General features: G+C 65.8%; 24 protein-coding genes. 8 read left to right on the top strand and 16 right to left on the bottom strand.

What is annotated here, in order from left to right; translation table 11 throughout:
- Nucleotides 1–36: 36 nt before the first annotated feature.
- The 6 genes from thsA to LAQ74_RS14380 all read right to left on the bottom strand — a co-directional run bounded on the left by thsA (nt 37) and on the right by LAQ74_RS14380 (nt 7,165).
- A complete protein-coding gene (thsA, locus tag LAQ74_RS14405; RefSeq protein WP_224337282.1) occupies nt 37–1,677 on the bottom strand; it encodes a thermosome subunit alpha in 1,641 nt (546 codons plus the stop codon).
- Between the two features lie 182 nt (nt 1,678–1,859).
- The gene (locus tag LAQ74_RS14400) at nt 1,860–2,399 is read right to left on the bottom strand and encodes a KH domain-containing protein (RefSeq protein WP_224333224.1); all 540 of its coding nucleotides are present in this window, start codon (nt 2,397–2,399) and stop codon (nt 1,860–1,862) included.
- Between the two features lie 73 nt (nt 2,400–2,472).
- Nucleotides 2,473–3,402 (bottom strand): DMT family transporter, encoded by a 930-nt coding sequence (locus tag LAQ74_RS14395; protein WP_224333223.1) that lies wholly within the window; start codon nt 3,400–3,402, stop codon nt 2,473–2,475.
- Nucleotides 3,403–3,490: 88 nt separating this feature from the next.
- Nucleotides 3,491–4,645 carry a tryptophan--tRNA ligase gene (locus tag LAQ74_RS14390; RefSeq protein ID WP_224333222.1) on the bottom strand — a complete coding sequence of 385 codons (1,155 nt, stop codon included), beginning with the start codon at nt 4,643–4,645 and terminating at the stop codon, nt 3,491–3,493.
- Between the two features lie 211 nt (nt 4,646–4,856).
- A complete protein-coding gene (locus LAQ74_RS14385; RefSeq protein ID WP_224333221.1) occupies nt 4,857–6,170 on the bottom strand; it encodes an MFS transporter in 1,314 nt (437 codons plus the stop codon).
- An 86-nt stretch (nt 6,171–6,256) separates the two neighbouring features.
- Complete coding sequence (locus LAQ74_RS14380) at nt 6,257–7,165, bottom strand: winged helix-turn-helix domain-containing protein (RefSeq protein WP_224333220.1); 909 nt, start codon at nt 7,163–7,165, stop codon at nt 6,257–6,259.
- Between the two features lie 96 nt (nt 7,166–7,261).
- Between LAQ74_RS14380 and LAQ74_RS14375 the strand changes: the two genes are divergently transcribed.
- On the top strand, nt 7,262–7,495 hold the full coding sequence (locus tag LAQ74_RS14375) for a DUF6199 family natural product biosynthesis protein (protein WP_224333219.1): 234 nt from the start codon (nt 7,262–7,264) through the stop codon (nt 7,493–7,495).
- Between the two features lie 16 nt (nt 7,496–7,511).
- Here the strand turns inward: LAQ74_RS14375 and rio1 are convergent, their stop codons facing one another.
- From rio1 to rnz, 7 genes are all read right to left on the bottom strand, one after another.
- A complete protein-coding gene (gene rio1 / locus LAQ74_RS14370) occupies nt 7,512–8,369 on the bottom strand; it encodes a serine/threonine-protein kinase Rio1 (RefSeq protein WP_224333218.1) in 858 nt (285 codons plus the stop codon).
- Between the two features lie 100 nt (nt 8,370–8,469).
- On the bottom strand, nt 8,470–8,754 hold the full coding sequence (gene eif1A, locus LAQ74_RS14365; RefSeq protein ID WP_224333217.1) for a translation initiation factor eIF-1A: 285 nt from the start codon (nt 8,752–8,754) through the stop codon (nt 8,470–8,472).
- A 56-nt stretch (nt 8,755–8,810) separates the two neighbouring features.
- Nucleotides 8,811–10,559, bottom strand: coding sequence for a phosphotransferase (locus LAQ74_RS14360; protein ID WP_224333216.1), 1,749 nt, complete (start codon nt 10,557–10,559; stop codon nt 8,811–8,813).
- 417 nt (nt 10,560–10,976) lie between these two features.
- A complete protein-coding gene (locus LAQ74_RS14355) occupies nt 10,977–11,972 on the bottom strand; it encodes a tyrosine--tRNA ligase (protein ID WP_224333215.1) in 996 nt (331 codons plus the stop codon).
- Nucleotides 11,973–12,307: 335 nt separating this feature from the next.
- Entirely contained in the window at nt 12,308–13,336 is a 1,029-nt protein-coding gene (locus LAQ74_RS14350) for an AI-2E family transporter (RefSeq protein ID WP_224333214.1), read from the bottom strand.
- A gap of 81 nt (nt 13,337–13,417) precedes the next feature.
- Complete coding sequence (locus LAQ74_RS14345; RefSeq protein ID WP_224333213.1) at nt 13,418–15,391, bottom strand: DUF460 domain-containing protein; 1,974 nt, start codon at nt 15,389–15,391, stop codon at nt 13,418–13,420.
- 75 nt (nt 15,392–15,466) lie between these two features.
- Nucleotides 15,467–16,390: a ribonuclease Z gene (rnz, locus tag LAQ74_RS14340; RefSeq protein WP_425498538.1), complete on the bottom strand. Its 924-nt coding sequence runs from the start codon at nt 16,388–16,390 to the stop codon at nt 15,467–15,469.
- 37 nt (nt 16,391–16,427) lie between these two features.
- Between rnz and LAQ74_RS14335 the strand changes: the two genes are divergently transcribed.
- From LAQ74_RS14335 to LAQ74_RS14320, 4 genes are all read left to right on the top strand, one after another.
- Nucleotides 16,428–16,661, top strand: coding sequence for an SHOCT domain-containing protein (locus LAQ74_RS14335; protein WP_425498491.1), 234 nt, complete (start codon nt 16,428–16,430; stop codon nt 16,659–16,661).
- Between the two features lie 108 nt (nt 16,662–16,769).
- The gene (locus LAQ74_RS14330) at nt 16,770–17,780 is read left to right on the top strand and encodes an AAA family ATPase (RefSeq protein ID WP_224333211.1); all 1,011 of its coding nucleotides are present in this window, start codon (nt 16,770–16,772) and stop codon (nt 17,778–17,780) included.
- A complete protein-coding gene (locus LAQ74_RS14325; RefSeq protein WP_224333210.1) occupies nt 17,781–18,413 on the top strand; it encodes a protein sorting system archaetidylserine decarboxylase in 633 nt (210 codons plus the stop codon). It begins immediately after the preceding gene.
- Nucleotides 18,414–18,534: 121 nt separating this feature from the next.
- The gene (locus LAQ74_RS14320) at nt 18,535–18,882 is read left to right on the top strand and encodes a hypothetical protein (protein WP_224333209.1); all 348 of its coding nucleotides are present in this window, start codon (nt 18,535–18,537) and stop codon (nt 18,880–18,882) included.
- On the opposite strand, the gene LAQ74_RS14315 is transcribed toward LAQ74_RS14320, so the two are convergent.
- On the bottom strand, nt 18,879–19,844 hold the full coding sequence (locus tag LAQ74_RS14315; RefSeq protein WP_224337280.1) for a methyltransferase domain-containing protein: 966 nt from the start codon (nt 19,842–19,844) through the stop codon (nt 18,879–18,881). The genes LAQ74_RS14320 and LAQ74_RS14315 overlap by 4 nt on opposite strands.
- Nucleotides 19,845–20,021: 177 nt before the next feature.
- Between LAQ74_RS14315 and LAQ74_RS14310 the strand changes: the two genes are divergently transcribed.
- Entirely contained in the window at nt 20,022–20,582 is a 561-nt protein-coding gene (locus tag LAQ74_RS14310; protein ID WP_058583256.1) for a TATA-box-binding protein, read from the top strand.
- On the opposite strand, the gene LAQ74_RS14305 is transcribed toward LAQ74_RS14310, so the two are convergent.
- The gene (locus LAQ74_RS14305) at nt 20,583–20,972 is read right to left on the bottom strand and encodes a hypothetical protein (RefSeq protein WP_224333208.1); all 390 of its coding nucleotides are present in this window, start codon (nt 20,970–20,972) and stop codon (nt 20,583–20,585) included.
- Nucleotides 20,973–21,106: 134 nt separating this feature from the next.
- Here LAQ74_RS14305 and LAQ74_RS14300 point away from each other — a divergent pair, with 134 nt between their 5' ends.
- Together LAQ74_RS14300 and LAQ74_RS14295 are read left to right on the top strand one after the other, a co-directional pair.
- Nucleotides 21,107–21,478 carry a DUF7473 family protein gene (locus LAQ74_RS14300; protein WP_224333207.1) on the top strand — a complete coding sequence of 124 codons (372 nt, stop codon included), beginning with the start codon at nt 21,107–21,109 and terminating at the stop codon, nt 21,476–21,478.
- Between the two features lie 172 nt (nt 21,479–21,650).
- On the top strand, nt 21,651–22,631 hold the full coding sequence (locus LAQ74_RS14295) for a CPBP family intramembrane glutamic endopeptidase (RefSeq protein WP_224333206.1): 981 nt from the start codon (nt 21,651–21,653) through the stop codon (nt 22,629–22,631).
- A gap of 23 nt (nt 22,632–22,654) precedes the next feature.
- Here LAQ74_RS14295 and hisG read toward each other — a convergent pair whose 3' ends face one another.
- Complete coding sequence (hisG, locus tag LAQ74_RS14290; protein WP_224333205.1) at nt 22,655–23,512, bottom strand: ATP phosphoribosyltransferase; 858 nt, start codon at nt 23,510–23,512, stop codon at nt 22,655–22,657.
- Nucleotides 23,513–23,524: the final 12 nt, after the last annotated feature.

Here is a 23,524-nt window from a genome sequence, read left to right as displayed (position 1 = left end):
GGTTGCGGTGGGTTGGTGTGGCCTATTCGAGGGCGCTTACATCGCGCCGCCCATACCGCCCATGCCGCCCATACCGCCCATGCCGCCGCCCGGCGGCATCTCGTCGTCGCCGCCGTCGTCGGTGGACGCGCGGAGGTCGCCCGCCGCGATGACGTCGTCGATACGGAGGATCATCACGGCCGCCTCGGTGGCGGACTCGATGGCCTGCGTCTTGACGCGGAGCGGCTCGACGACGCCCTCGTCGTTCATGTCGATGACGTCGCCGGTGTAGGCGTCGAGACCCGCACCGAACTCGCCGCCGTCGTGGCGCGAGCGCAGGTCGACGAGCGAGTCGATGGAGTCGAGACCCGCGTTCTCGGCGAGCGTGCGCGGGATGACTTCCAGCGCGTCGGCGAACGCCTCGATGGCGAGCTGCTCGCGGCCGCCGACGGAGTCGGCGAAGTCGCGGAGCTGCAGCGCGAGCTCCGTCTCGGGGGCGCCGCCGCCGGGCAGCACCTTGCCGTCCTGCAGCGTCGTGCGGACGACGCCGAGGGAGTCCTCGACGGCGCGCTCGACCTCGTCGACGACGTGCTCGGTGCCGCCGCGGAGGATGAGCGTCACGGATTTCGCCTCTTCGACGTCTTCGACGAAGATGCGCTCGTCGCCGCCGATGTCCTTCTGAGCGACGGAGCCGGCGAATCCGAGGTCGTCTTCCTCGATGTCGTCGACGTTGGAGACGACGTGGCCGCCCGTCGCGCGGGCGAGGCGTTTGAGGTCGCCGCTCTTGGCGCGGCGAACCGCCAGGATACCCTCTTTGGCGAGGTAGTGCTGGGCCATGTCGTCGATGCCGTCGCCGACGAAGACGACGTCAGTACCGACGTCGACGAGCTTGTCGACCATCTCGCGCAGCTGCTTCTCCTCCTGGTCGAGGAACTGCTGGAGCTGGTCGGGGTCGGTGACGTTGACCTCGGCGTCGATCTCGGTCTCCTTCACCTCGAGCGCGCCGTCGAACAGCGCCACGTTGGCGTCCTCGACCGCGTACGGCATGTTGTCGTTGACGCGTTCCTTGTCGACGATGACGCCCTCGACGAGTTCGGAGTTGTCGATAGCGCCGCCGACGACCTTCTCGACGCTGACGTTCTCGGTGTCGATGTCGTCCTCGTCCGCGACCGCGAGCACGGCGTCGACGACGAGTTCGGCGAGTTGGTCTTTGGCGCTCTCCGCGCCTTTGCCCGTCATCGCCGTCGCGGCGATTTTGACGAGCGTCTCGCGGTCGTCCTCGGAGACGTCGATGGCCTGCTCGTTCAGGATCTCCTTGGCCTTCTCGGCGGCCTGTCGGTAGCCCTGCGCGACCGTCGTCGCGTGGACGTCGGAGTCGAGAAGCTCCTCGGCCTGGTCGAGGAGTTCACCCGCGATGACGACGGCGGAGGTGGTGCCGTCGCCGACCTCGTCCTCCTGTGTCTCCGAGACTTCGACGATCATGTTCGCCGCGGGGTGGTCGATGTCCATCTCCTTGAGGATGGTCACGCCGTCGTTCGTGACGACGACGCCGCCCGAGGAGTCGACGAGCATCTTGTCCATCCCTTTCGGGCCGAGCGTCGTGCGGACCGACTCCGCGACGGCTTTGCCCGCGGTGATGTTCATCGACTGCGCGTCCTTTCCGGACGTTCGCTGGCTGTCCTCCGAGAGTACGATCATGGGCTGGTTGCCCATTCGGCGTCGCTGAGACATAATCACGCCGTGATTGTTTGTGATTCTATAAAAACCTGTCGAACGGTGCTATGCCAAAACGGCACACGGTGTGGGTTTTGACAATGGGGACAAACGTCCGCTCGCGGTGGGTATAAGTAGTCGATAGGGGGAAAGGCGAGACGCTCCGCTCAGTCCGAGGAGACGTCGAACCCGCGGGTGAGTTCGTTGTGCTTGCGTTCGAGGAACGAGTACACCGCGCCGTGGGGTGCCCCGTCGAGCAGCATCCCGGCCGCGCGGCGGACTGCTTCGACTTCCTCGGGTTGGCCGATGATACCGAGCGTCGACCCGTAGATGACGACGTCCGCGCCGCTGAGTTCCTCCATCAGTTCGCGCGTCCGCCCGTTCTCGCCGATGAGTCGGCCCTTCTGGCGCTGGAGGTCGTTCTTGTTTCGGGTCTGTTCGTCGAGGTCGATGAGGTCGAACATCCGCATCTCGTCGTTCAGAAGCGACAGCGCAGCCTCGGGGGAGAACCCGCGACCGATGGCCTGGACGATGTCCGGCGCAACGAGACCCGTGACGGGGTCGCCGACCGAGTCGATGGCGACCGACCCGGACTCGGAATCGATGTCGAGGCGAACCTCCGCCTGACGCTCGATCTCGCGCATGGTCTCGCCACCGTCACCGATGAGAACACCGATGCGGTCCTGCGGAACCTTCACGTGTTGCATGCTCCGTGCTACCCGTCGGAGCGGTTTAAGATTTCCCTCAGCGCCTCGTTACCCCGACTCCCGATACCAACATTCACGCGGCCGGGCGTCTGCGGAGTCCGCGGAGTCGCCGACGCAGTATCGGCGCGAGGTCGTCGCCGCGCAGGAGCGCGAAGCCGACGACGATGACGCCGAAGCCGACGAGCGTGAGCGCCGTGATGGGTTCGTCGAGGAAGAACCACCCGACGGTGACCGCGACGACGGGGATGAGATACGAGATGAGGTTCACCTGCAGCGGTCCGATGGTCTCTAGGAGATAGAAGTAGACGGCGAAGCCGACGCCGCTGGCGAACACCGCAAGGTAGAGCAATAGCAACAGTACCGTCGCCGTTGGACGAACGGCTACGAGCGACTCGCCGATGGCGGCGCTGAACGCCAGTTGCAGCAGCGCGCCGGGGACCATCGCCCAGCCGGTGAGCGCGACGACTGACATCGTCGGCCGGTAGCGCCGGATGAGCACGCTGCCGAGCGTCACGCTCGTCGCCGCCAACAGGACGAGTCCCTCGCCGACGACGGACTCTCCGAGGAGATTCGACGGGTCCGGTCGGATCACGAGTGCGACGCCGACGAAGCCGACGAACAGTCCCAACACGTATCGTCGCGAGAACCGCTCGTGCGGCAGTAACCCCCACGCGATGAGCGGCGTCAGAATCGGGATGAGACTGTAGATGATGGCGGCGACGCCGCTGGTGGTGAACTGCTGGCCGAGGTAGAGGAGTCCGGTGCCGCCGATGAAGAAGACGCCCGCGCCGAAGACGGCTATCCAGTCGTCTCGCGTCCGCGGCAGCCACGCGTCGGTCGTCGCGGCGGAGAAACCGAGAAGCAGAAGCGCCGAGAGCAGGTAGCGCCCCGCGGCGAACAGAAGCGGCGGGACGTAGTCGAGTCCGAGTTTGATAGCCGGGAAGGCGGCCCCGAACAGCAGCGGTAAGAGAAGGAACAACCCGGCCGTCCGCACGCGATTCATAGCGCCGATACGCTGTCAGCCGAATTAACCTTCGTCGGCGGTTTCGCGGACTATCCGGCGACCGGGCGGGAGTCGAGGGTCCAACGACTCAGCTCTCGTCGAACACGTCCGGCCGCACCCGTGCTCGCTCCTCGTCGGTCAGGCGGAACGCGTCGACAGCGTCGCGAATCGGTCCCTCGGGTCGCCGCGACTGGTGGCTCTCCAGGAAGTCGGCGATTCGGTCGGCGGCGTACTGCTTCAGCTCACCGCTCAGCAGTTCGCCGTCACGGTACTCGCGCGCGAGTCGCTCGACCGTCTCGTCGTCCGACTCGAAGAACGAGAACAGCAGTTGGTACGCCACGTCCACCTCGGGGTCGCCGCCCTTCTCGCGGTGTTCGTCGATATCGGCCTGACCGCCGGAGAAGGCGTATCTCGACACTTTTCCGCGTACTGTCTCGCGGTCGTCGGTGAGGTAGATGCTCGGCTCGTCACCGGAACTGCTCATCTTGCCGCCCCCGCCGCCCAACCGGGGCAGGAATTTCGAGAGCAGCGCGCCCGGTTTCTCTACGTCGTAGCGCTGTTTGCCGGCGATGTCGCGGCAGACGCGGATGTGCGGGTCCTGGTCGACGGCGATGGGGACGAGCGTCGGGTGACGGCCGTGGAGCAGTTGTGGCAACAGCAGATGCGTCGCCTGCACCGCCGGGTAGAATCCGAGGCCGACGTTCGGCGGGTCGCCGTAGGTCGCTTCGACCGTCGCGGGCGTGATGTCTTTGGCGAACTCGGCGGCCAGCGGGTAGACGACATCGGCGTCGGCGGTGTCGACGACGAAGCGCGTCCGCTCGGGATCGAAGCCGACGGCGACCAAATCGCGGAGGTTCTCGCGCGTGTGTTCGTGTATCTCCTCGAAGTCGAGATCTTTCGAGAAATACTTCTCGTCGTCCGAGAGCGGGACGTAGACGTACGCGCCCGTCTTCTGCTGCAGCCACTTCGCGAAGTAGAACGGGAGGACGTGACCGAGGTGCATCGGTCCCGACGGCCCTCGGCCGGTCACGAGCGAGACGGTCTCGCCCTCACTGGCGGCACTCGTGAACCGGTCTACATCGCGTCCGGCGTAGAAGACACCGCGGCGGAGCAGGGGGTGCGGCGGCTGAGGGAACTCGGCTAGCTGTTCGTCTGTCAGTCGATCTGCGCCGAACTGGTCGAGGAGGCGGTCGTAGTCGACCTCGCCCTCGACGCTGTACGGCGTGACGGTGAACTCTGGCATGGGTGCTGGTGGATTGGTTCGTCGTACTGGTCGACCGCGATGCAACAGAGGAGAACGAAGTGAGCGCCCGCGTCGCGGTCGCCGGGTTACGCCGCGGCGACGACGACGGGGGGACTGTCCGCTCCCGAGGCGGGCGACCACCAGCGCCAGGGAGCGGTGTTCATCGACTGTTCGTAGATGCGGTGATTAAAAAAGCGTGTCGGCGAGCGGCTCAGACGTTCAGCGTCTCGGTCTCTGCGACGGGCGGCATGCGTCGAAGCGTCGGCACCGCGGCCCAGTAACCGCCGAGACACACCATCGCGACGCCTGCGCCGTAGAAGAGGACGGCCGGGGAGGACGCCCCCGCGACGACCCCGACGACGAGAGATCCGAGTGGCACTGCAACCGACGCGACGCTACCGAGTACCGCAGAGACGCGGCCCAAGAGCCCATCCGGCACTATCGACTGGACGAGCGCTGCCATGAGCACGTTGAACGCGCCGACGGGTATCGACGTGAGCGCGAACAAGACGACCGCCGCCGCGACGGAGTCGAACACGGTGGCGGCGACGACCGAGGCGAGCCAGAGGAGTCCAGAGAGTGAGAAACTGGCGACGCTGAGTCGTCCGAAGGGGATGGACTCTGCTTTCGACGCACCGACCGCGCCGACGAACATTCCGCCGGCGAGCGCCGCCATGAGCGCGCCGTAGACGCTCGCGCCACCGAGCGAATCCGCGTAGGCTGGCATGGAGGCGAGCGCCGCCCCGGAGGCGAAGTTGACCCCGACTGCGCTGACGAGGATGTACGTCACGACGGTTCCCCGTAGGTAGTCGATACCCTCTCGGCGCGACGTCAGATACGACGGCTTACCGTCAATGTCGTCGCTCTCACCGTTTTCGTCGGCTCCACCGTCGGCGACGACGGCTCCGTCCGACTCACCCGCTCCGGCGGACGACGAGTCGCCGGTCCGATTCGACGGCGGAACCACGACCCCCGCGAAGAGCACCGCCGCGACGACGAAGGTGACGGCGTCGACGAGAAACAGCGTCACCGCGCCGACGACGGCGATGAGGACGCCCGCGAGCGCGTTGAATCCGGCGTCGACGCCCTGGTACGCCAGCGAGAACAGCGAGTTCGCCGAGACGAGTTCGTCGCGTTCGACGATGCGCGGTAGTGCCGCCGACTGCGCGGGATAGACGAACTGGTTCGTCAGCGAGAGCAGCGGCATCACGACGAGGACGAGCGGCGCGGAGAGGTGGCCGAGCGCGGCCGCGGCGGGAATCGCGAGAATCAGCGTGAACTGGAGGAGTTGTGTGCCGACGAGCACGCGTCGAAGGTTCCAGCGGTCGACGAGCGGCCCGGCGAGAAACTGCAATCCGGAGGGTGCGGCGGAGAGAAACCCGGCGAGACCCGACACCGCAGGATCACCCGTCAAGTCGTATACGAGCCACATCGCCGCGATGTAGTAGACGCTATCGCCCGCGTTCGTCACCAGACGACCGAGAAAGAGCCGACGGAACGGGGCGTTTCGGAGGAGCTGTTTCATACTACACCGTCTCACCTCTCCGAGTTAACTGATAGCAGAATGACTACTCTGTAACGGCGAGAACAGGACCGGGGTTCTGTTTGAGATCAGACAGCTTCTCGGTCGTCCGACCGCTCGACGTCGACGACCTCACCGAAGTCGTCGACGACGAGGGCGATGTATTCGCCGCCCACGCCGACCGTGGACCGAACGCGCGACGGGTCGCTCGAAAGCACCTCCGTTTCGTTCGCATCCAGTATCTGGTTGAGTTCCCACGAGGGGACGTCGTCGAGGTCGATATCGCGGTCGGCGAGAAACGCGACGACCGTCGAGTGATTCGTCGCCAGCGTGTCGACGCTGGCGAGCATCTCGTTCCCGCACCTGTCGCAGTGATACCGGAGGTACGCCACCTCGTTCCGTAAACTGCGGTTTCTGTCGTGGCCGTCTTCGTTGAGTTCGAGACTCGCGTCGAGTCGCCCCGAGCAGTTCGGGCAGAACCCGCGGGTCGCTTGCGCGAACTCCGAGAACACCCACCGCTCGAACGCCAACGGGAGTTCCTCGCGGTCGTACTGCTCGATGGTCCCCGGTGGGAACGTAAACGACATCCTGACGGTGTCGCACTCGATGCACCGAATCTTGGCGTGTTCGTCCTCGTAGACGGCGACGAGCGATGCCCCGCACTCCCGGCAGTCGCCGTCGATCTCGATGGGGTCGAGCGACACCGACGCGGTGTACGTCCCCGCCAGCAGCGCGCCGACGACTTGGCTCCCGGCGAGTGTGAGTTCGTATCCGTCCTCGTCGCGGCGGACGAACGAATCGAGCAGTTTCTTCAGGTGGTAGTTGAACTTCCCCGAGTCGCGGACGCCGACGCGCGCTCTAAGGTCGGAGAACCCGAGCGGTTCGTCGGCGTCCGACAACTCGCGGAGGATGGCGAGTCGCGTCTCGTCGGCCAGAAGCGAGAACGTCTCTTCGGGTGGCCGGTGTTCGACGGTGCGCGTCTCCGACTCGTCGCTCATGCCTCTGTCAGCGTCGGGAAACTACTTCGAGTTGTCGTCCCCCGGAGAACAGTTCCCCGAAAAACATTTACCGTACAGCGACCGTTTTCGGCGACGATGCCCTCCACATTCCTCGGTATCCTCGCGCTTCCGGTCGGACTCGCGGTGTACCGCTACGCTTACGAACTGACGAGATTCGACGAACAGATGGACGCCATCGGAAGCAAGACTCGCGCGAGCGACGTCGAACCAGCCGAGTGGAACGTCCTCCTGACGAAGCTCTTCGGCGCGGCTATCGCCGCCTTCGGTGCGTACCACTTGCTCGGCGGTCTGTTCGTCGGTCTCGTCTAACCGCCGCCGGTCGGTGTCAGGGCTCTGGCTCGGCCTCGGTGACGTACTCGTGCAGTTCCTCGCCCGTCACGTCGATACCCTGCCGGGAGAAAAAGTTCGCGACGTTCTCGCAGTCGCGGTCGAGGAACTCCCCGGCGTTGGGGTGGTGAACCGTCACGGCCTGGCCGAGGTCGATGATGACGAGCTCGCCCTCGTGGATGATCATGTTGTACTCCGAGAGGTCGCCGTGGACCAGGCCGGCGCTGTAGAGGCGGCGCATGTACTCGCGGACGACTTCGTACGCCGTTTGCGGGTTCTCGACGTTCACCTCCGCGAGTCGTCGCGCGCGCTCTTCGACGAGGCCGACGAGTTCCATCACGAGCACGTTGCGTTCGACGGCGATGGGCGTCGGGACGCGGACGCCCGCCTTCTGGGCGCGTTCGAGGTTGGCGTACTCCTTTCGGACCCACGCGAGCACGATTTTCCCCTTGTCGTTGCCGATGCCCCGAAATCGGGGGTCGCCTTCGAGGTACTCGCGCATCTGCCGGAAGTTCGAGGCGTTGATCCGGTAGATTTTGACGGCGACGTCGGTGTCCTCGGCCCCCAACGCCTCGTAGACGTTGGCCTCCTTGCCCGTCGAGATCGGGCCGCCGAATGCCTCGATGTGGCCGTCCTGGACGAGTTTGTAGATGGCCGCGAAGGTGGCGTCGTCGAACACCGACTGCTCAACTTTGAACTGGTCGGCGTCTTTGATGCGCTTTCTGAACTGGCTGAACTCGCGGTCCCGGCGGCGTGCGATGCGGTCGGCCTCCGTGTCGGAGACGTCTATCTCCTCCCACTCGTCTCCGAAGCCGTCGACCGCGTCGGGCTCCACCAGGCCGAACTCGTCTGTCATTCACGAGGGACTACGAGCGCGGGCACTAAAGACTCACAGGTCTCAGCTAGCGACCGCTCCTGATCGTGGTTACAGTTGGCCCTCCGTCCGCAGAACGAAGCTACTGGATGTGGCCTTCCTCGCGCAACTGCTCTGCTTCCTGCTTCTTGTACCGCCACGTCACGTCGGCCTTCTCGTCCTGCCAGTCCCACGGTTCGACGAGGACGACGTCGTCCTCGCGAATCCAGATGCGCTTCTGCATCCGTCCCGGTATGCGAGCGGTCCGTTCCGTGCCGTCCGCACAGCGGACCTTCACGCGGTTTGCGCCGAGCATGTTCGTGACGACGGCGAACACCTCGTCGTCGTTGGGCATCCTGAGGTTCTTTCGTCCCTCGTGTTCGCTCATGAACGGCAGTTCGTGATGATGGGCTTTAAAACCGCTGTTCGCTCGGACGTGAGCCCCTATCGGAGCTGCTGACGGATGCGGTCGCCGTTCTCCCAGACGAGTCCGGGGTGCTGGCCCCCGAGCTTCATCCACTGCGTCTCCGGGAACATGTTCAGTATCCGCACCCAGGTGTACGGTAAGTAGACGATGAACGTCTCCAGTTCGATGTCGAGCGCATCACAGTACCGCGATACTGTGTCTCGAACTGCGTCGGTGTACTCGTTCGGCGAAGCAAACACGTGTTCGAGCGCCGGCTCCAGCCCGCCGAACGTTTGCATGCACGTCGTCAGGAGGAACGAACCGGCGTCGGCGATGGGGAGCCCCGACTGAGCGCTGTACTCCCAGTCGATGACTGTACTGACCCGACCGTCCTCTACGAACACGTTGTGTGGCGCGTAATCGCCGTGAAGCGGTCCCTCGAACAGGGTCAGCGGCTCCGAGACCGTCGGCGGGGAGGCATCTACGATGGGACAGTCGAGATCGGATTCTACTTCGCGCGGCGATTTTGTGAGCGTTCGCTCCCTGCAGCGACGGTGGAACGGAATCACCCAGTCGAAGCCGAGATCGAGGACGTATTCGAACTGCTCCGGGTCCCGTTCGAGATAATCACACAGTCGTTTCCCCGACGCGGGCGCTTCGACCCTGCTCTCTCCGAACGGCGAGGGTTCCGGACCACCCGACGGTAAGCCCTCCACACAGGAACGACGGGTGAGTTCCTCGATGACCTCGTTCTCGTTCCGCGTGGTCGTCTCAAACTTCTTCCCGTGTGGAATCTTCCGTATCCTCTGTAGTTCGCCGTCTTCGAAGGTGAGCATCGTCGATCGTAGCTGCCCGCTCCACAGGAGACGTCCCGACTTTCGCTCCGTCTCGTTTCGGTTCTCTCGCGGTTCTTTCCGACAGACGGCCACGTAGTTCGGATAGAGGTGCTTGAGCGCGCCAACTCGCTGCAACCCCCGTGCCAAGAGTCGTTTCGCCCGCCCCGGCGCGAAGTCGATACACCGGTCGACGGCTTCGGTGTCGGCGACGTCGAACACGAGTTCCGGTAGCTGGGAGTTCGGGAGGAGCCCGTAGAACTCCACGTCGTGGAAGCCCGTCGAGCGGAACAGCTTCTCGTATTCGTACGCCGTCCGTCGGGTGCGTGTCGCTCCCGTCCGGCTAGATTCCGTACTGTTCTGCGCGAACAGGCGGGACGCCGTGACGGACTCCCAGTTCGGCCGGTAATCGGTCACGCCGTTGAGAATTGCGACGAGTGCGCCGTCGTCACTCAGGAGCGTCGAGAGCCGTTCGAAGAGCGCCGCGTGGGAAGGCGACGTTTTCACGGCCGCCAGATCAACGACGATCGTCTGGAAAAACCCCGGTCGAAAGGGGAGCGACCGGCCGTCGCCCTGAACGGGAGTCACCGCTTCGTTCCTCGCGGCGATCCGAGATTTGAGTATCTCGAGTGCATCGGCGCGCGGTTCGACGGCGTACACCTCGTCTGCGAGTTCGTTGAGGAGGAACGCACGACTCCCGTACCCGGCGAACAGGTCCAAACACCGTCCTCGGATGGTGTCGGAAACGAGGTGACGCCACGTCTCCCTCCGCACGTCGTACAACTCTCTGTACGCATCGTTGGGAAAACTGCTCTCGTTCTCCGACCGAGGCAGCATCTCCGAGAGATCGAGTATCGGCTCGAACGGGATCGACGATGTCGGATCCTCCTGTCGTTGTAACGTTTCGACGAGTCTGCACACTTGTTCGGTCGGGAACTGTGGCTGCTTCGTCATGTTACTGACACCTCGTCAGTGAACTCTCGGTCCACCTCCCGACCGAGGGCGGACGAACTCCCCGGTCGATCGTCGCCTCCCTTCCACTCGCCCTTCCGAGTCCACCTCTCCATTGCACTACTTATCTTATATGGCACCCTCCTATGATGTGCGTTGTCCTACATAAACTTCCGAGTGTCATTTCAATATGCTGCACTACCGTCAGTAGAATTTTCTCTCTAGTCGGTCGAAGATGCAGTTCTTCCGCGTTCCGAGCGTGTGGTACCCGTGCTGTTCGACGGGACGCCGTCGCAACTACCACCAGTCCCAACGCGGTCCGAAGACTCCGACCGTGGTGGTACACTCGGACTCGAACGAATCGTCGGCGTCGCGGTACCGTGGTCGCCGCCGCTGCCGTCTCGTCGGGTACGGCCGCCTTCAGGCGTGCTGCTGCCGAATCTTCTCGCGACCCGGTGCGACGAGTTCGTCGAGATACGTCGCCAGCGCGCCCTTGGCGTCCGCCGGGTGCAACTCGCCGGATTCGAGGTCCGCCGCGAGCGACTCGTAGTCGTCGTATTCGAGGTTTCCACCGTACTTCTCGGGGCGTTCGACGACCACCGTCTCGAAGCGCGGGAAGACGTGGTACTCGAATATCTGGAGCACGGGGTTCTCGCGTTCGTTACCCTCCTCGTCTGGTTCCGGGTCCGCCGTCGGCGGGCAGTACGCACTGTTGACTTTCTCGCGAATCTCCTCGGTCGAGTCCTCCATCGAGATGGTGACGCCCTTCGAGGAGGACATCTTCCCGACGCCGGACCCGAGGTCGGCGATGAGCGGCGTGTGCAGACAGGTCGGCGACTCCTCGCCGATGCTCGGGAGGGTGTCCCGTGCGAGCATGTGCACCTTGCGCTGCTCCATCCCGCCGATTGCGAGGTCGACGTCGAGGTAGACGATGTCGAGCGCCTGCATCAGCGGGTACACCGCCTGCGAGACTTTCACCGTCTCGCCGCTCTTTATCTCGGCCATCGCCCGCTCGGCGCGTGACATCGAGGTGTTCAGTTCGAGTGCGTGGAGGTCGAGGATGTACTCGCGGTCGAACTGGAACTCCGACCCGAGCACGAACTCGGTCTTCGACTCGTCGAGGCCGTAGGCGACGAACTGTTCCTTCATCCGCTCTGCGGTCTCGCGGATCTCCTCGAACGTCCCCTTGTCGTTGAGGTAGGCGTGGACATCGGCCAGAAGGACAGTAACCTCGAAACCCGCTTGCTGGAGGTCGATGAGCTTCGTCGCCGTCAGCATGTGGCCGATGTGAAGGACGCCCGACGGCTCGTAGCCGACGTACGCCCGCTTGCCTTCGGATGATTCAGCTAGCGTACGCACCTCGTCCTCGGTGACCACCTCGGAGGCGTTCCGGGTGATTCGCTCGTAGGCGTCCATACTCGTACCGAGCGTGGGGTGTGGGATATGACTTCTGGAAGTGTGCGACGGCGTTTGCATCGTCGCCGTTCGAGCGCCGAAACTCGCCTCTCGACTCGCTCGGCTACGCGGTCCACGACTTCGAGCGCCGAGAGGACGACGACAGCGCTGTCCGCCACCCGGATGACGGCGAACGCGACGAGCGTTCAAATACGGTGAGGAGACCACTCCGATGCGTGCGCTGAGAATCGCCGCGGAGCGAGTCGAGGCGGGTGTCCGGAACGCCGCTCCGCGACTGCGAGTTCCGGCTGTCAGCCAATCGGCGACTGTCGCCCTCGGAGCGACGCGTCGAGGCGTCAGGGATGCTCCAGCACCTCGTAGTAGTCGTCGAACACCTCGATGGTCGCTTTGAACAGGCCGAGCAGAATCGGTCCGTAGAACAGCCCCATCGGACCGAGGACGTACACGCCACCCAGAACGCCGACGAGGATGACTGCCGAGTTGAGTGCCGACCCTCGGTTTATGAGATACGCCCGCAGGTAGTCGTCGACGAGCGCGACGACGGTCACGCCGTACAGCGCCAACAGCACGGCGGCGAGGAGTCGCTCGACGACGACGAGATAGAGCACGGCCGGGCCGACGACGACGCCGACGCCGAGTACCGGAACGAGCGCGACGATCGTCGTCACGACGGTCCAGAACCCGGCGTTCGGTATTCCGGCGACGAAGAGGCCGGCACCGGCGACGATGCCCTGGACGACGGCGACGAGCACGTGTCCTTTCAACACCGCCCACGTCATCGCGTTCGTCTGCCCGAGGAGCTCTCGCTGTACCGCTTTCGGGAGCGGCGTAACGTACCGGAGCCAAGCCACGAGACGGCGACCGTCCTTCAGCAGGTAGTAGAGCACGAAGACGAACAGGAGCACGCCGAACGTCGCGTGCAGGCCGGCACCGACGATGTTGGAACTCTGCTCGGCGAGCACCGACGACAGCTGTCCGAGTGCGGCGTTCAACTGCGATCGAATCGACACCTCGACGCCGAAAGAGCGCTCGACGAACGATTCGATCGCCGGCAGCCGTGGCGCCGTTTCGAGTTCTGTCGGGACGATGTCCCCATCGTCGGCCAGTCGGTACAGCAGTAGCCCCAACGGCAGGATGACGCAGAGAATCGACAGCGTCACCAGCGAAGCGGCCGAGAGCCGTGCACCGAGACGTCCGGCAAGTCGCTCGTGGAGCGGATAGAACACGAACGCGAGCAGTGCTGCGGCGAGCAGGTAGGAGAGAAAGGGGAGTAGAATCAGCGCGGCGACGATACCCAGCGCAGTAATCAACGTGCCGGCAAAGACGACGCGAACGTTGGCGCCGCTGACCTCGCGTGAAGACATACTGTACCCCTCGACGCGAGGACGAATGGCTCTTGGGCCCGAAATCCGCGCTGCGTCACCGATCCCCGGATACGCCGGCAGCTACCCGCTGCGATTCTCCGCGCGATGTTCGGAGATGATCTCGTCGACCATCGCCGAGTTCCGGTCGCGTCGACGCTCCTCTGCGCGCTCGGCCCAGTCGTCGACGACGGTTTCGACGTCGCTCTCGCGGGCGACGGCGAGTTCGTCGACCTCCTGCAGCGAAACGTCGTCGACCGGTCCGACCGGAATCTCGGCGTCGAACAGCACCTCGTCTGCTGCGTCCGAGAGACCGCCGTCGCGGAGGACGACGCGGGGTTCGTGCTCGGCGAGCAACTCGGCGGTACGACGACCCGCACCGCTGGCGTCGCGGAAGTACACCACGTCGCCGGCGGCGAGGCCGAACTGCTCGTCGGCGTGCTCGATGGCGTCGCGGGTGAACTGCTCGACGACTTTCACCGCGACCAGGTCGCGGTCGCCCGCCACGTCCGAGAAGTTCGAGTGGTCGAGTTTCCACAGCGTCTTCAACCGGTCGAGTTTCCGCTCCAGTTCGTCGGCCTCCTCTTCGGCCCGATCCCGTTCGCGCTCCAGTCGCTCGTTCTCGCGTTCGAGGCGATTGACCTCGCGCCGCTCCCGCGCCTCACGACGCTCCTTCCGCCGGGCATCGGAGAGTTCGCGCTCGTACTCGTCGATAGTGTCGTCCTTCTCGTCGAGGCGCGTCTTCAGGTCCTCGGCGTGCTCTTCGAGGCGCTCTACACGCCGTTCGAGCCGCTTGATCCGCCTTTCCTCCTCGGTGAGTTCGCGCGGTTCGTGCGTCGACTCCTCCTCGTCGTCGTCTTCGACGGTCGGGTCGAGCTCTCTGAGCACCGCTTCGACGGACTCCTCCTCGGCGAGCACGCGGGCGATGACCTCGCTGCGGTCGACGTTCGGCGGCACCTTCCGCGTGATGCGGGCGAACTGGTCCTCGTGGTCGTCGTACGCGAACAGCGCCGCCGCCAGCGCGTCTCGCTCGTGGTCGTTGTCGTAGTCGACGTCACGGGTGCGGTGGAGTTTCTCGTCGACCGGGAGGTCCTTCGGCGGTGCCCACCCGACGGCCTCGAAGCTCCGACGGAACTTCTCGACGGTCTCGGGCATCGGCTGGACGTCGGCGGCGACGATAGTCGGTCGCCCGCGTTCGATGAGCCACTCGACGACGCCCGCGGTGTCGTCGGTCCGCGTCGAGTAGACGTCGAGGACGTTGCCGTCGAGGTCCGCGACGGCGACGGCGGTCGTGGTGCCGGGATCGATGCCGACGATAACTCGGTCGCGCCGTTTCACCAGCGGTTCGAACTCGACGCCGTCGCGTCGCTCGCGCTCGATTTCGACCCGCACGTCGCCGGAGCGGTTCGCCGAGACGGGGATGTCGCCGGGGCGTGCTTCGACCGTGAAGATCGCGTTCGAGAAGCCGCCGTACTTCTCGGTTACGTCCTGTTCGTACGCCAGCCCTGCCTTGTCGAGCTCCGACTCGATTTCGCGGGCGCGACGCCTGACGTTGCCGTGGATGCGGCGGGTGTAGCGGTCCTGACTCCACCCGCCCTTGCCGGTCGAGCGGCCGCGCGAGACCTTCACCGTCGTCGTGTTGGTGAAGGCGCTCACCTCGTAGCCGACGTTCGAGAGCGCGAGGCGCGCGGCGGCCTCTGCCTCCTTCATCGGCTTCTTGCCGTAGGGGACGCCGTGGCGGGAGGCGACCCGCGAGAGCGGTTCGGGGCGCTCCGCGCCGGTCACCTGGACGAGTTTTGTCCCCTCGGGGAGCCACCGCAGGAAGTGGACGAGTGCGTCCTTGTCGGCGGCGAGTTCGTACATGTTGTCGGTCGCTAGCATCGCCGGTTCTCGCGCTTCGACCAGTCGTCTCAGCTTCCGCAGCGAGACCACGTCGCGTTCCACCTCGTCGCCGTCAAGGACGACGAGTGCGTAGGAGGGCGCGTCTCCGCGAACGTCACCGCTCTGGATGTCGACGCCGAAGACGACGGAGTCGAGCGCACGCGTCCGAGCGTTCACGCTGACGGAATAAGTGGTCCGTGAGTAAATACCCCACGCCGAAACCGGCGGGTGGTTTTCCGAGACAGATCGACTCTACGTCGCGTCCGGGTACGGTATCTCGACGCGCTGGCCGTCTTCGGCGACGAACGACTCTCCGTCGAATACTTCTTTCGCTTCTTCGACCAACTGCGAGGCGTTGCCGGCGTAGCGCGACGAGATGTGCGTCAGCGCCAGACGCTTCGCGCCCGCCCGCTGGGCCACGTCGGCGGCTTCCGCCGCCGTCGAGTGGGCCGTCTGCCGGGCACGACCCGCGTTGTCGGAGGCGAACGTCGCGTCGTGAACGAGCAGGTCGGCGTTCTCGGCGATGTCGACTGTCGCCTGCACCGGTCGGGTGTCGCCCGTGTAGACGAACGTCCGCCCCGGCCGAGGCTCGCCGACGACTTCCTCGGGTTCGACGACGCGGCCGTCGTCGAGTTCGACCGACTCACCCTCGTGGAGTCTCCCGAACTTCGGCCCGACGGGGATACCCAGCGACTCGGCCTTCTCTCGGTCGAACCGCCCGGGTCGGTCGTCCTCGACGAGCGCGTAACCCTGCGAGCGCGTCCGGTGGTTGGTTTTGAACGTCCGAACTTCGTACTCCTCCGCTTCCAGCGCCGTCGCTCCGGCGCTCACCTCGTGGATACGGACCGGATAGCTCGGTTGGTAGCCCCCTGCGTGTACGAGATTCTCGATATGCTCTCTCGACCTCCGTGGGACGTGAATCGCGAGCGGGTCGTCGCGACCGTTGAAGTCCCACGACTGTATCAGCCCGGGAATTCCGAGGATGTGATCGCCGTGGAGGTGCGTGACGAACAGATGCGAGACGCCGAACCCGGTTCCAAAGCGCATCATCTGTCGCTGGGTCCCCTCGCCGCAGTCGAACAGCAGGCGCTCGCCCTCCCGATTGAGCAGGACGGCACTAGGGGCTCGCTGGGTCGTCGGAATCGCCCCGCTGGTTCCTAAGAAGGTCACGCGCATCGACATAGACGGTCTGAGACGCGCCCGGACTAAACCCGTGTCGGATGGCTCCTTGTCGTCATCTACCGCCGAGGAGACGGACCCGCTGGTGACGCTCCGGGAACGGTACGCCCGCGGGGAGCTCTCCGACGAGACGTTCGAGCGGAAACTGGAACGACTGCTCGAAACCGAGACGTACGAGGGCGCGCGCGACAGTCTCCGGCGGCCGAGTCGAGCGCCTCGTGAGCGGAGCAGAGAACTCGAACGCTACCGTGGGAAACTTCGAAAATAGCGAGAAAGTCGGCCGTATTCTGTGGGATTACGAATCGAAGCTAAGCGGCGTTGCTGTCGACCGGCCGAACCGACCGATTCTTACGTCATTGCCGACAATAACGAACCAATGAACGCCCCCCTGTGGACCGATGCACACGCACCGGACCTCGCCGACCTCCCGCAGGCGGCGGTTCGTGAGCGACTCGCTCGAACCGTCGACGAACCGATGAACCTCGTCGTTCAGGGCCCGCCGGGCGTCGGGAAGACGGCGGCAGTCCGGGCGCTCGCCCGCGAGGCGCACGAGGACACGGAGAACGACCTCGTCGAGATAAACGTCGCGGACTTCTTCGGCCGGACGAAGAAGGAACTCCGCGAAGACCCCCGATTCGAGTCGTTTCTCGCGGGTCGCAGTCGGATGGCCAAACGCGACATGATAAACCGCGTACTCAAGGAGTCGGCGAGTTACGCGCCCGTCTCCGGCGAGTACAAGACAATCGTCCTCGACAACGCCGAGGCCATCCGCGAGGACTTCCAACAGGCGCTACGCCGGGTGATGGAGCAACACCACCGGACGACGCAGTTCGTCATCACGACCCGCCAGCCGACCAAACTCATCCCGCCGATTCGCTCGCGCTGTTTCCCGGTGCCGGTCCGCGCGCCGACGACCGACGAGACGGTCGAGGTGCTCCGCAAGATCGTCGACGCCGAGGACATCGGTTACGACGACGACGGACTGGAGTACGTCGCCGGGTTCGCCGGCGGCGACCTCCGCAAGGCGATTCTCAGCGCGCAGGCGACCGTCGTCGTCGCCGACGAGTTGACGATGAACGCGGCGTTCGAGACGCTCGGCGACGTCGGCGACGACGAGGCGCTCCGCGGTGTACTCGCCGACGCGGAGGCGGGCGAGTTCAAAGCCGCCCGCAAGACGGTCGACGACCTCCTCGGCGAAGGATACGACGGACAGGAACTACTCGGCGAACTGCTTCGCGTCGCCCGGACCGACTACAGCGGCGGCGACCTCGCCCGCCTCCACCGCCTCGCCGGACCGGTCGATCTCGACCTCGAAACGGGAACCGACGACCGAATTCACATCTGTCACCTGCTGACCGAGTGGTCGCCCGCGGGTGGGGCCGCGTAGATGACCTCGCTCTCGCTTCGACGTATCACGGCGGCGTTCCCGCGGCAGTTCGCGCCGTCGACACGACGCTACGCGCTCCCACCGGCGCTGTTGGCCCTCCCGCTGGCGATTCTCGTGCCGCCGCTCGGTCTGCTCTGCGCCGGCGTGACGCTGTTCGTCCTCTGGTTCTTCCGCGACCCCGACCGCATCGCCCCCGAGTCGGGATTCGTCTCGCCCGCCGACGGCCGCGTCTCGGTCATCAGACGCGAGGGCGACCGCGTCCGCGTCGGCGTGTTCATGAACGTCACCGACGTGCACGTCAACCGCGCGCCCGCCGACGCCGAGGTCGAGTCGGTGACGCACCGACGCGGTGCGCACAAACCGGCGTTCACGAAGGATTCGGCGCGGAACGAGCGCGTCGACATCGACTGCGGCGCGTACGAACTGTCGCTCATCGCGGGCGCGTTCGCCCGCCGCATCCACCCCTACGTTGACGAGGGAACGACGCTCGAACGCGGCCAGCGAATCGGCCACATCGCCTTCGGCAGTCGCGCCGACGTGCTGCTGCCGGAGGGGTACGACGGGACGGACCTCTGCGTCGAGAAGGGCCAGCGCGTTCGGGCGGGCGAGACGGTTATCGCGCGACGGTCCTGACGAAATCCTCATAACTCCGCTCCGTGAACCGGCGGCCGAGTCCCTCCGTTCCGCGTCCCCTCCGTTTCTCGACAGTCCCTCCTCCCCCCGCTGGTGGTGTGGCGTCGCGTGCTTTCCGCTCGTGCCGCTTTTGACGCATCTCTCGACGTTCCTGTTCGACTCGTACCTGAGGCGGGTCTACTTCGGCGCAGGCGACTTCGAGCCGGCGACCATCGACGTTCTGTCGTTGATAGGGTCGTTCGCAGTCTCGATTCTCGCGGTCATCGTCGCCCTCGGCGTACTCGTCGCCCTCGCGCTCGATTTGCGTGCGCTCCGCCGAGGCGACTACGGATGGCGACCGTCGTGGGCGTGGGCGCTGGGCGGGGTCGTCAACGTCGCTGCCGCGGTCGGCGCGCCGCTCTACGCCGTTTCGCTCCCGGCGCTCGGCTACTACCTCTATCGCCGCCGCCAGCGCGTCGGCGCGCCCTAATCGTCGCTTCGAAGCACGTGGACGTGCCTGACGAGCGAGCGGTGCACGCGCCGCTCGAACGTCTCGTCGACCGTCCACCCGGCGGCTTCGGCCTCCTCGCGCCACGAGCGGTCGGCGACGAGGACGCCGCGCGGCGCGACGCGGCGTGTCTCTTCGAGCGCCCCCGAGACGAGGTCGCGGAGCGAGTGTCGCGCGATTTTGGACTGCCGACCGTACGGCGCGTCGAAGACGACGCCGTCGACGGCGTCCTCGCAAAATGGTACCGAAGTGGCGTCGCCGCGGACGACGTGAGCGTCGCCGTCGACGTAGGCGTCGAGATTCGTCCGCGCGCCCGCGGCCATCTTCGCCTGCGCGTCGACGCCGACGGGCGTCGCGCCGACGAGTCCCGCTTCGATGAGCGTGCCGCCGGTGCCGCACATCGGGTCTAAAATCATTGCACCCGGTTGTGCGCCGGCGATGTTGGCGAACGCGCGGGCGTCCAGCGGCGCCATGCTCCCCGGTTGGAAGAACGGTCGGTCGGTCGGTTTTCTTTCCCCGTAGTCGCGGACACTCTCGACGACCTGCCAGCCGACGAAACAGCGCTCGCCGGCGAAAACCACTCGAAGGACGTTGTCGGGGTCGTCCAAGTCGACGGCGTAGCCCCGGTCGACGAGCACGCCGCCGAGCTCGCGCTCGGCGTCGCCCGTCGAGACGCCGCTTTCGCCGCGAACGTCGCGGGCGCGGACGGCCACGGTCCCCTCGCGCGACAGCGACGCCGCTTCGAGGAGGGCGCGCGCACTCTCGACGCTGGCGTCGGTGTGACCGACTAACTCGTCTACTCGGCGGGTGTACGCGAGCGTTCTCGCGCGCGCTCGGTCGAGCGTTCGCGCGACGGCGACGCCCGGCGCGGCGAGTTCCGGTTCTCCGGCGGCCGCGCGGGCCTCGTAGGCCGCGAACGCGTCGTCCTCGCCGGCGAGTTCCAGACAGTACACGGTCGAATCTGTCGGGGCCGACGTATGAGCGTGTCGAACGGTCCGAGCGGGCGACTTCTCGGATGCGACCGGTCGAGCGCCGCAAAATCGGTCGAATTCACTAGAATCGAACCTATCAGCCCCTGCACCAACCTTTTTAAACCTTAAATACGATACTTAAATCGCTCCATGAGTGACCCCAAGGACACCATCAACATAGAGAACGTGGTCGCTTCCACGGGAATCGGGCAGGAACTCGACCTTCAGAGCGTCGCGATGGACCTGGAAGGGGCGGACTACGACCCCGAGCAGTTCCCCGGCCTCGTCTACCGCACGCAGAATCCGAAGTCGGCCGCTCTCATCTTCCGCTCCGGCAAGATCGTCTGCACGGGCGCGAAATCCACCGACGACGTCCACGAGAGTCTCGGTATCGTCTTCGACAAACTCCGAGAACTCCAGATTCCCGTCGACGACGACCCCGAGATAACCGTCCAGAACATCGTCACGAGCGCGGACCTCGGACGCAATCTCAACCTGAACGCCATCGCCATCGGCCTCGGCCTCGAAAACATCGAGTACGAACCCGAGCAGTTCCCCGGCCTCGTCTACCGACTCGACGAACCCAAGGTCGTCGCCCTCCTCTTCGGCTCCGGCAAACTCGTCATCACGGGCGGCAAACAGCCGGTCGACGCCGAGCACGCCGTCGACAAAATCGTCAGCCGACTCTCCGAACTCGGTCTTCTCGACTGATCACTCTTCCGCGCGGCCGATGAGCGCCCAGCGCGTTCGTCGCTCTCCGCTCGGCGTCTCTTCCTCCGTGACGTGGTAGACGTAGGGCCCGTGCGGACAGTCCTCGCAGTCGTTACCGCAGGGTGTACGCTTGACGACCTGCGTGTAGCCCTCGCGGTCCTCGACGCGGATGAACTCCTCGCCCGGCTTCGGCTCGATGTGCGGGGCCGGCCCTTGCCGCGCCTGTAGCAACTCCTGTCCGTAGATGACCGCCTCCCGTAGCCTCTGTTCGGAGAGCGTCCGAAGCGTCTCGGCGACCGCGGCCGGGAGGTTCTCGGGCGGGTTCGGAGCCTGCGTCTCCGACTTCGAAGAACTCGGTTCGTCGTCGCGTTCCGGGTCGTCGGTCGGCATATCACGCTGTTCGACACCGAGTCACAAGACTGGTCGGGTCCCTCCCTCTCTCCGCCGCTGGTCGACCGGCCGTTCGACGGCGCGCACCCATCGCGTTCGGAAAACACCATACGGACGGGGACCCAACTCCCCGCATGCTCGTCCCGCTGCAGACGACGGTCGGGAACCCAATCGCCATCGCCGGGACCGTCGGCCTGTTCGCGCTGTTTCTCTCCCTGACCGCTCACCTCGCCGCCCGCAACGTTCTCGGCGACGTCGCCGTGCGAAACGCCTTCGCCGTCGGTCCCCTCCCGGCCGTTATCGCGGTGCTCTCCACCGCCTTCGGGGTCTCGGCAGCGGTGGCGGTACCCGTCGCGCTCACGCTCGACGCCGCTGCGATACGCTACCTCTACGACCGTTCGTGGCGGCTGACCCTGTACATCGTCGTCATCCACGTCGTGGTCACCATCATCCTCGGCGCGATACTGTTCAGTCTGCTGGCGCTCTGGCAGAGCGCTCCCGGTTGATGGACCGCGGCCGAGGAACATCTCTCGCCTCCCGGCCGGGTTTCCCTTTGGCTCCGCGGCGACCGCTCCGGCGTCCGACGACGGGATAGATACAAGTAGTACGTTCTTGAGTGTAAGAACGAATGTCGCTCCGTCGTCACCGGTCGACCGGCCTTCGGGTGGTGAGCCACCGATGAACGGTCTCGTTCCGAACGTCCTCTGGAACCTCGAAGAGCGACGGTTGCGTGCGCCCTGGCGCATCGCGGCGACGACGCTGCTCGTCGGCGCGCTGACGCTCACCGGGTGGTTCCTCTTCGTGGCGCTCGCCGACCCCGGGACGGGGACCGAGGCCGCCGTCGGCGACACCGTCGCGACCCTCACCGAGTTCGCGCCACTCGTCCTCCTCGGGACGGCGACCATCGCGGCCGTCTCGTTCAGCGGGACGTTCCTCGACCGGCGGTACTTCGCCGACTTCGGTCTCCACGTCGACCACGACTGGTGGACCGACCTTGGCGCCGGCTTCGCGCTCGGTACGGCGCTCATGTCGCTCGTCTTCCTCGTCGAGTACGCCGCCGGGTGGGTACGTGTCGAGGCGGTGCTCAGCGCCCCGCTCGCCGCGTTCGTCCCCGAACTGCTGTTCTCGATCGCGCTCGTCGCGTTCGTGGGGTTCCACGAGGAACTGCTGTTCCGCGGCTACCTCGTCACGAACCTCGCCGAGGGGCTGTTCGGCCACGCCGACTTCGACGCCGACAGGGCGGTCGGCGGCGCAATCGTGGCCTCGGCGGTCGTTTTCGCGCTGCTGCACGCCGTCAACCCCAACGCGACGGTCGTCAGCACGCTGGGCGTCGGGTTTGCCGGCGTGTTGCTCGCGTTCGCCTACGTGCTGACCGGCGAAATCGCGCTCCCGGTCGGCTTTCACGTCTCGTGGAACCTCTTTCAGGGACCGGTGTTCGGCCTGCCGGTCAGCGGCGTCGACCCCTCGGCGTCGCTTCTGGTGTTGAACCGACACGGTCCCGACCTGTACACCGGCGGCGCGTTCGGCCCCGAGGCAGGGTTACTCGGCGTCTCGGCGCTCTCGCTCGGCTGTCTGCTCGTCGCGGCGTGGGCGAAGACACGCTACGGCCGCGTGGTGCTGTACACCGGGCTGACGGAACCGGACCTGCGGCGGCGCTGAGTCGTCTCTCGCCCTCGGCGACCCTACTCGACGAGGCGCTCGATTTCGGTGACGAGGATGTCCGACGCGCCGACTTCGCGGAGGTTGCCGATGGTCTCGAACACCTCGCGCTCGTCGACGACGACGTGGACCGCGACGGTGGCGTCGTCGCCTTCTTTCCCAGCAATATCCATCACCGTCGGCCCGCCCATCCCCGGAATCACGTCGCGCACCTCGTCCAACCGCGACTTCGGCGCGTTCATCATCAGGTAGCGCTTGCCGTCGGCGGCCAACACCGACTCGAACGCCGTCCGCACCTGCTGGACCTTCTCGTCGTCGGCCACGTCGGGCCGCGCGAACAGCCGGACCGAACTCGACAGCACCTCCTCGACGACGGCGAGGCGGTTGACGCGGAGCGTCGTCCCGGTGCTCGTGATGTCGACGATGGCGTCGGCCATCTCGACGTGCGGGGTGAGTTCCGTCGCGCCGGTCACCTCGACCACGTCGGCGTCGACGCCGCGACCCTCGAAGAACGAGCGCGTGACGTGGGGGAACTCGGTGGCGACGGTTCTGCCCTCGATGTCGCTGACCGAGTGGATGTCGCCGTCCTCGGGCGCGGCGAGCACGAGTCGGCACTTGCCGAAGCCCAGATCGAGCAGGTCGGTCAGTTCGTGGCCCGACTCCCGCGCTTGGTCGAGCCCGGTGATTCCCATGTCGGCGGCCCCGTCGCGGACGTACCCCGGGATATCGGCGGCGCGGACGAAGAGGACGGTCACGTCGGGGTCCACCGTCTCGGCGTACAGCTTCCGGGCCGCGCCGTTCTCGACGTGGAGTCCGGCGCGTTCGAGAAGGTCCATCGACGGGTCGTGCAGGCGGCCCTTGTTGGGCACGGCGATTCGCATACCGGATGCTCG

The organism is Haloprofundus halobius (assembly GCF_020097835.1).
Classification (GTDB): Archaea; Halobacteriota; Halobacteria; order Halobacteriales; family Haloferacaceae; genus Haloprofundus; species Haloprofundus halobius.
The sequence above is the reverse complement of the archived record's forward strand: the minus strand, read 5'-3'. Positions and strand labels throughout refer to the sequence as shown.

Excerpts from the sequence above, each read along its gene's own strand:
- thsA (WP_224337282.1), bottom strand. The coding sequence starts at position 1,677 with ATGATCGTACTCTCGGAGGACAGCCAGCGAACGTCCGGAAAGGACGCG.
- LAQ74_RS14400 (WP_224333224.1), bottom strand. The coding sequence starts at position 2,399 with ATGCAACACGTGAAGGTTCCGCAGGACCGCATCGGTGTTCTCATCGGT.
- LAQ74_RS14395 (WP_224333223.1), bottom strand. The coding sequence starts at position 3,402 with ATGAATCGCGTGCGGACGGCCGGGTTGTTCCTTCTCTTACCGCTGCTG.
- LAQ74_RS14390 (WP_224333222.1), bottom strand. The coding sequence starts at position 4,645 with ATGCCAGAGTTCACCGTCACGCCGTACAGCGTCGAGGGCGAGGTCGAC.
- LAQ74_RS14385 (WP_224333221.1), bottom strand. The coding sequence starts at position 6,170 with ATGAAACAGCTCCTCCGAAACGCCCCGTTCCGTCGGCTCTTTCTCGGT.
- LAQ74_RS14380 (WP_224333220.1), bottom strand. The coding sequence starts at position 7,165 with ATGAGCGACGAGTCGGAGACGCGCACCGTCGAACACCGGCCACCCGAA.
- LAQ74_RS14375 (WP_224333219.1), top strand. The coding sequence starts at position 7,262 with ATGCCCTCCACATTCCTCGGTATCCTCGCGCTTCCGGTCGGACTCGCG.
- rio1 (WP_224333218.1), bottom strand. The coding sequence starts at position 8,369 with ATGACAGACGAGTTCGGCCTGGTGGAGCCCGACGCGGTCGACGGCTTC.
- eif1A (WP_224333217.1), bottom strand. The coding sequence starts at position 8,754 with ATGAGCGAACACGAGGGACGAAAGAACCTCAGGATGCCCAACGACGAC.
- LAQ74_RS14360 (WP_224333216.1), bottom strand. The coding sequence starts at position 10,559 with ATGACGAAGCAGCCACAGTTCCCGACCGAACAAGTGTGCAGACTCGTC.
- LAQ74_RS14355 (WP_224333215.1), bottom strand. The coding sequence starts at position 11,972 with ATGGACGCCTACGAGCGAATCACCCGGAACGCCTCCGAGGTGGTCACC.
- LAQ74_RS14350 (WP_224333214.1), bottom strand. The coding sequence starts at position 13,336 with ATGTCTTCACGCGAGGTCAGCGGCGCCAACGTTCGCGTCGTCTTTGCC.
- rnz (WP_425498538.1), bottom strand. The coding sequence starts at position 16,390 with ATGCGCGTGACCTTCTTAGGAACCAGCGGGGCGATTCCGACGACCCAG.
- LAQ74_RS14330 (WP_224333211.1), top strand. The coding sequence starts at position 16,770 with ATGAACGCCCCCCTGTGGACCGATGCACACGCACCGGACCTCGCCGAC.
- LAQ74_RS14325 (WP_224333210.1), top strand. The coding sequence starts at position 17,781 with ATGACCTCGCTCTCGCTTCGACGTATCACGGCGGCGTTCCCGCGGCAG.
- LAQ74_RS14310 (WP_058583256.1), top strand. The coding sequence starts at position 20,022 with ATGAGTGACCCCAAGGACACCATCAACATAGAGAACGTGGTCGCTTCC.
- LAQ74_RS14305 (WP_224333208.1), bottom strand. The coding sequence starts at position 20,972 with ATGCCGACCGACGACCCGGAACGCGACGACGAACCGAGTTCTTCGAAG.
- LAQ74_RS14300 (WP_224333207.1), top strand. The coding sequence starts at position 21,107 with ATGCTCGTCCCGCTGCAGACGACGGTCGGGAACCCAATCGCCATCGCC.
- LAQ74_RS14295 (WP_224333206.1), top strand. The coding sequence starts at position 21,651 with ATGAACGGTCTCGTTCCGAACGTCCTCTGGAACCTCGAAGAGCGACGG.
- hisG (WP_224333205.1), bottom strand. The coding sequence starts at position 23,512 with ATGCGAATCGCCGTGCCCAACAAGGGCCGCCTGCACGACCCGTCGATG.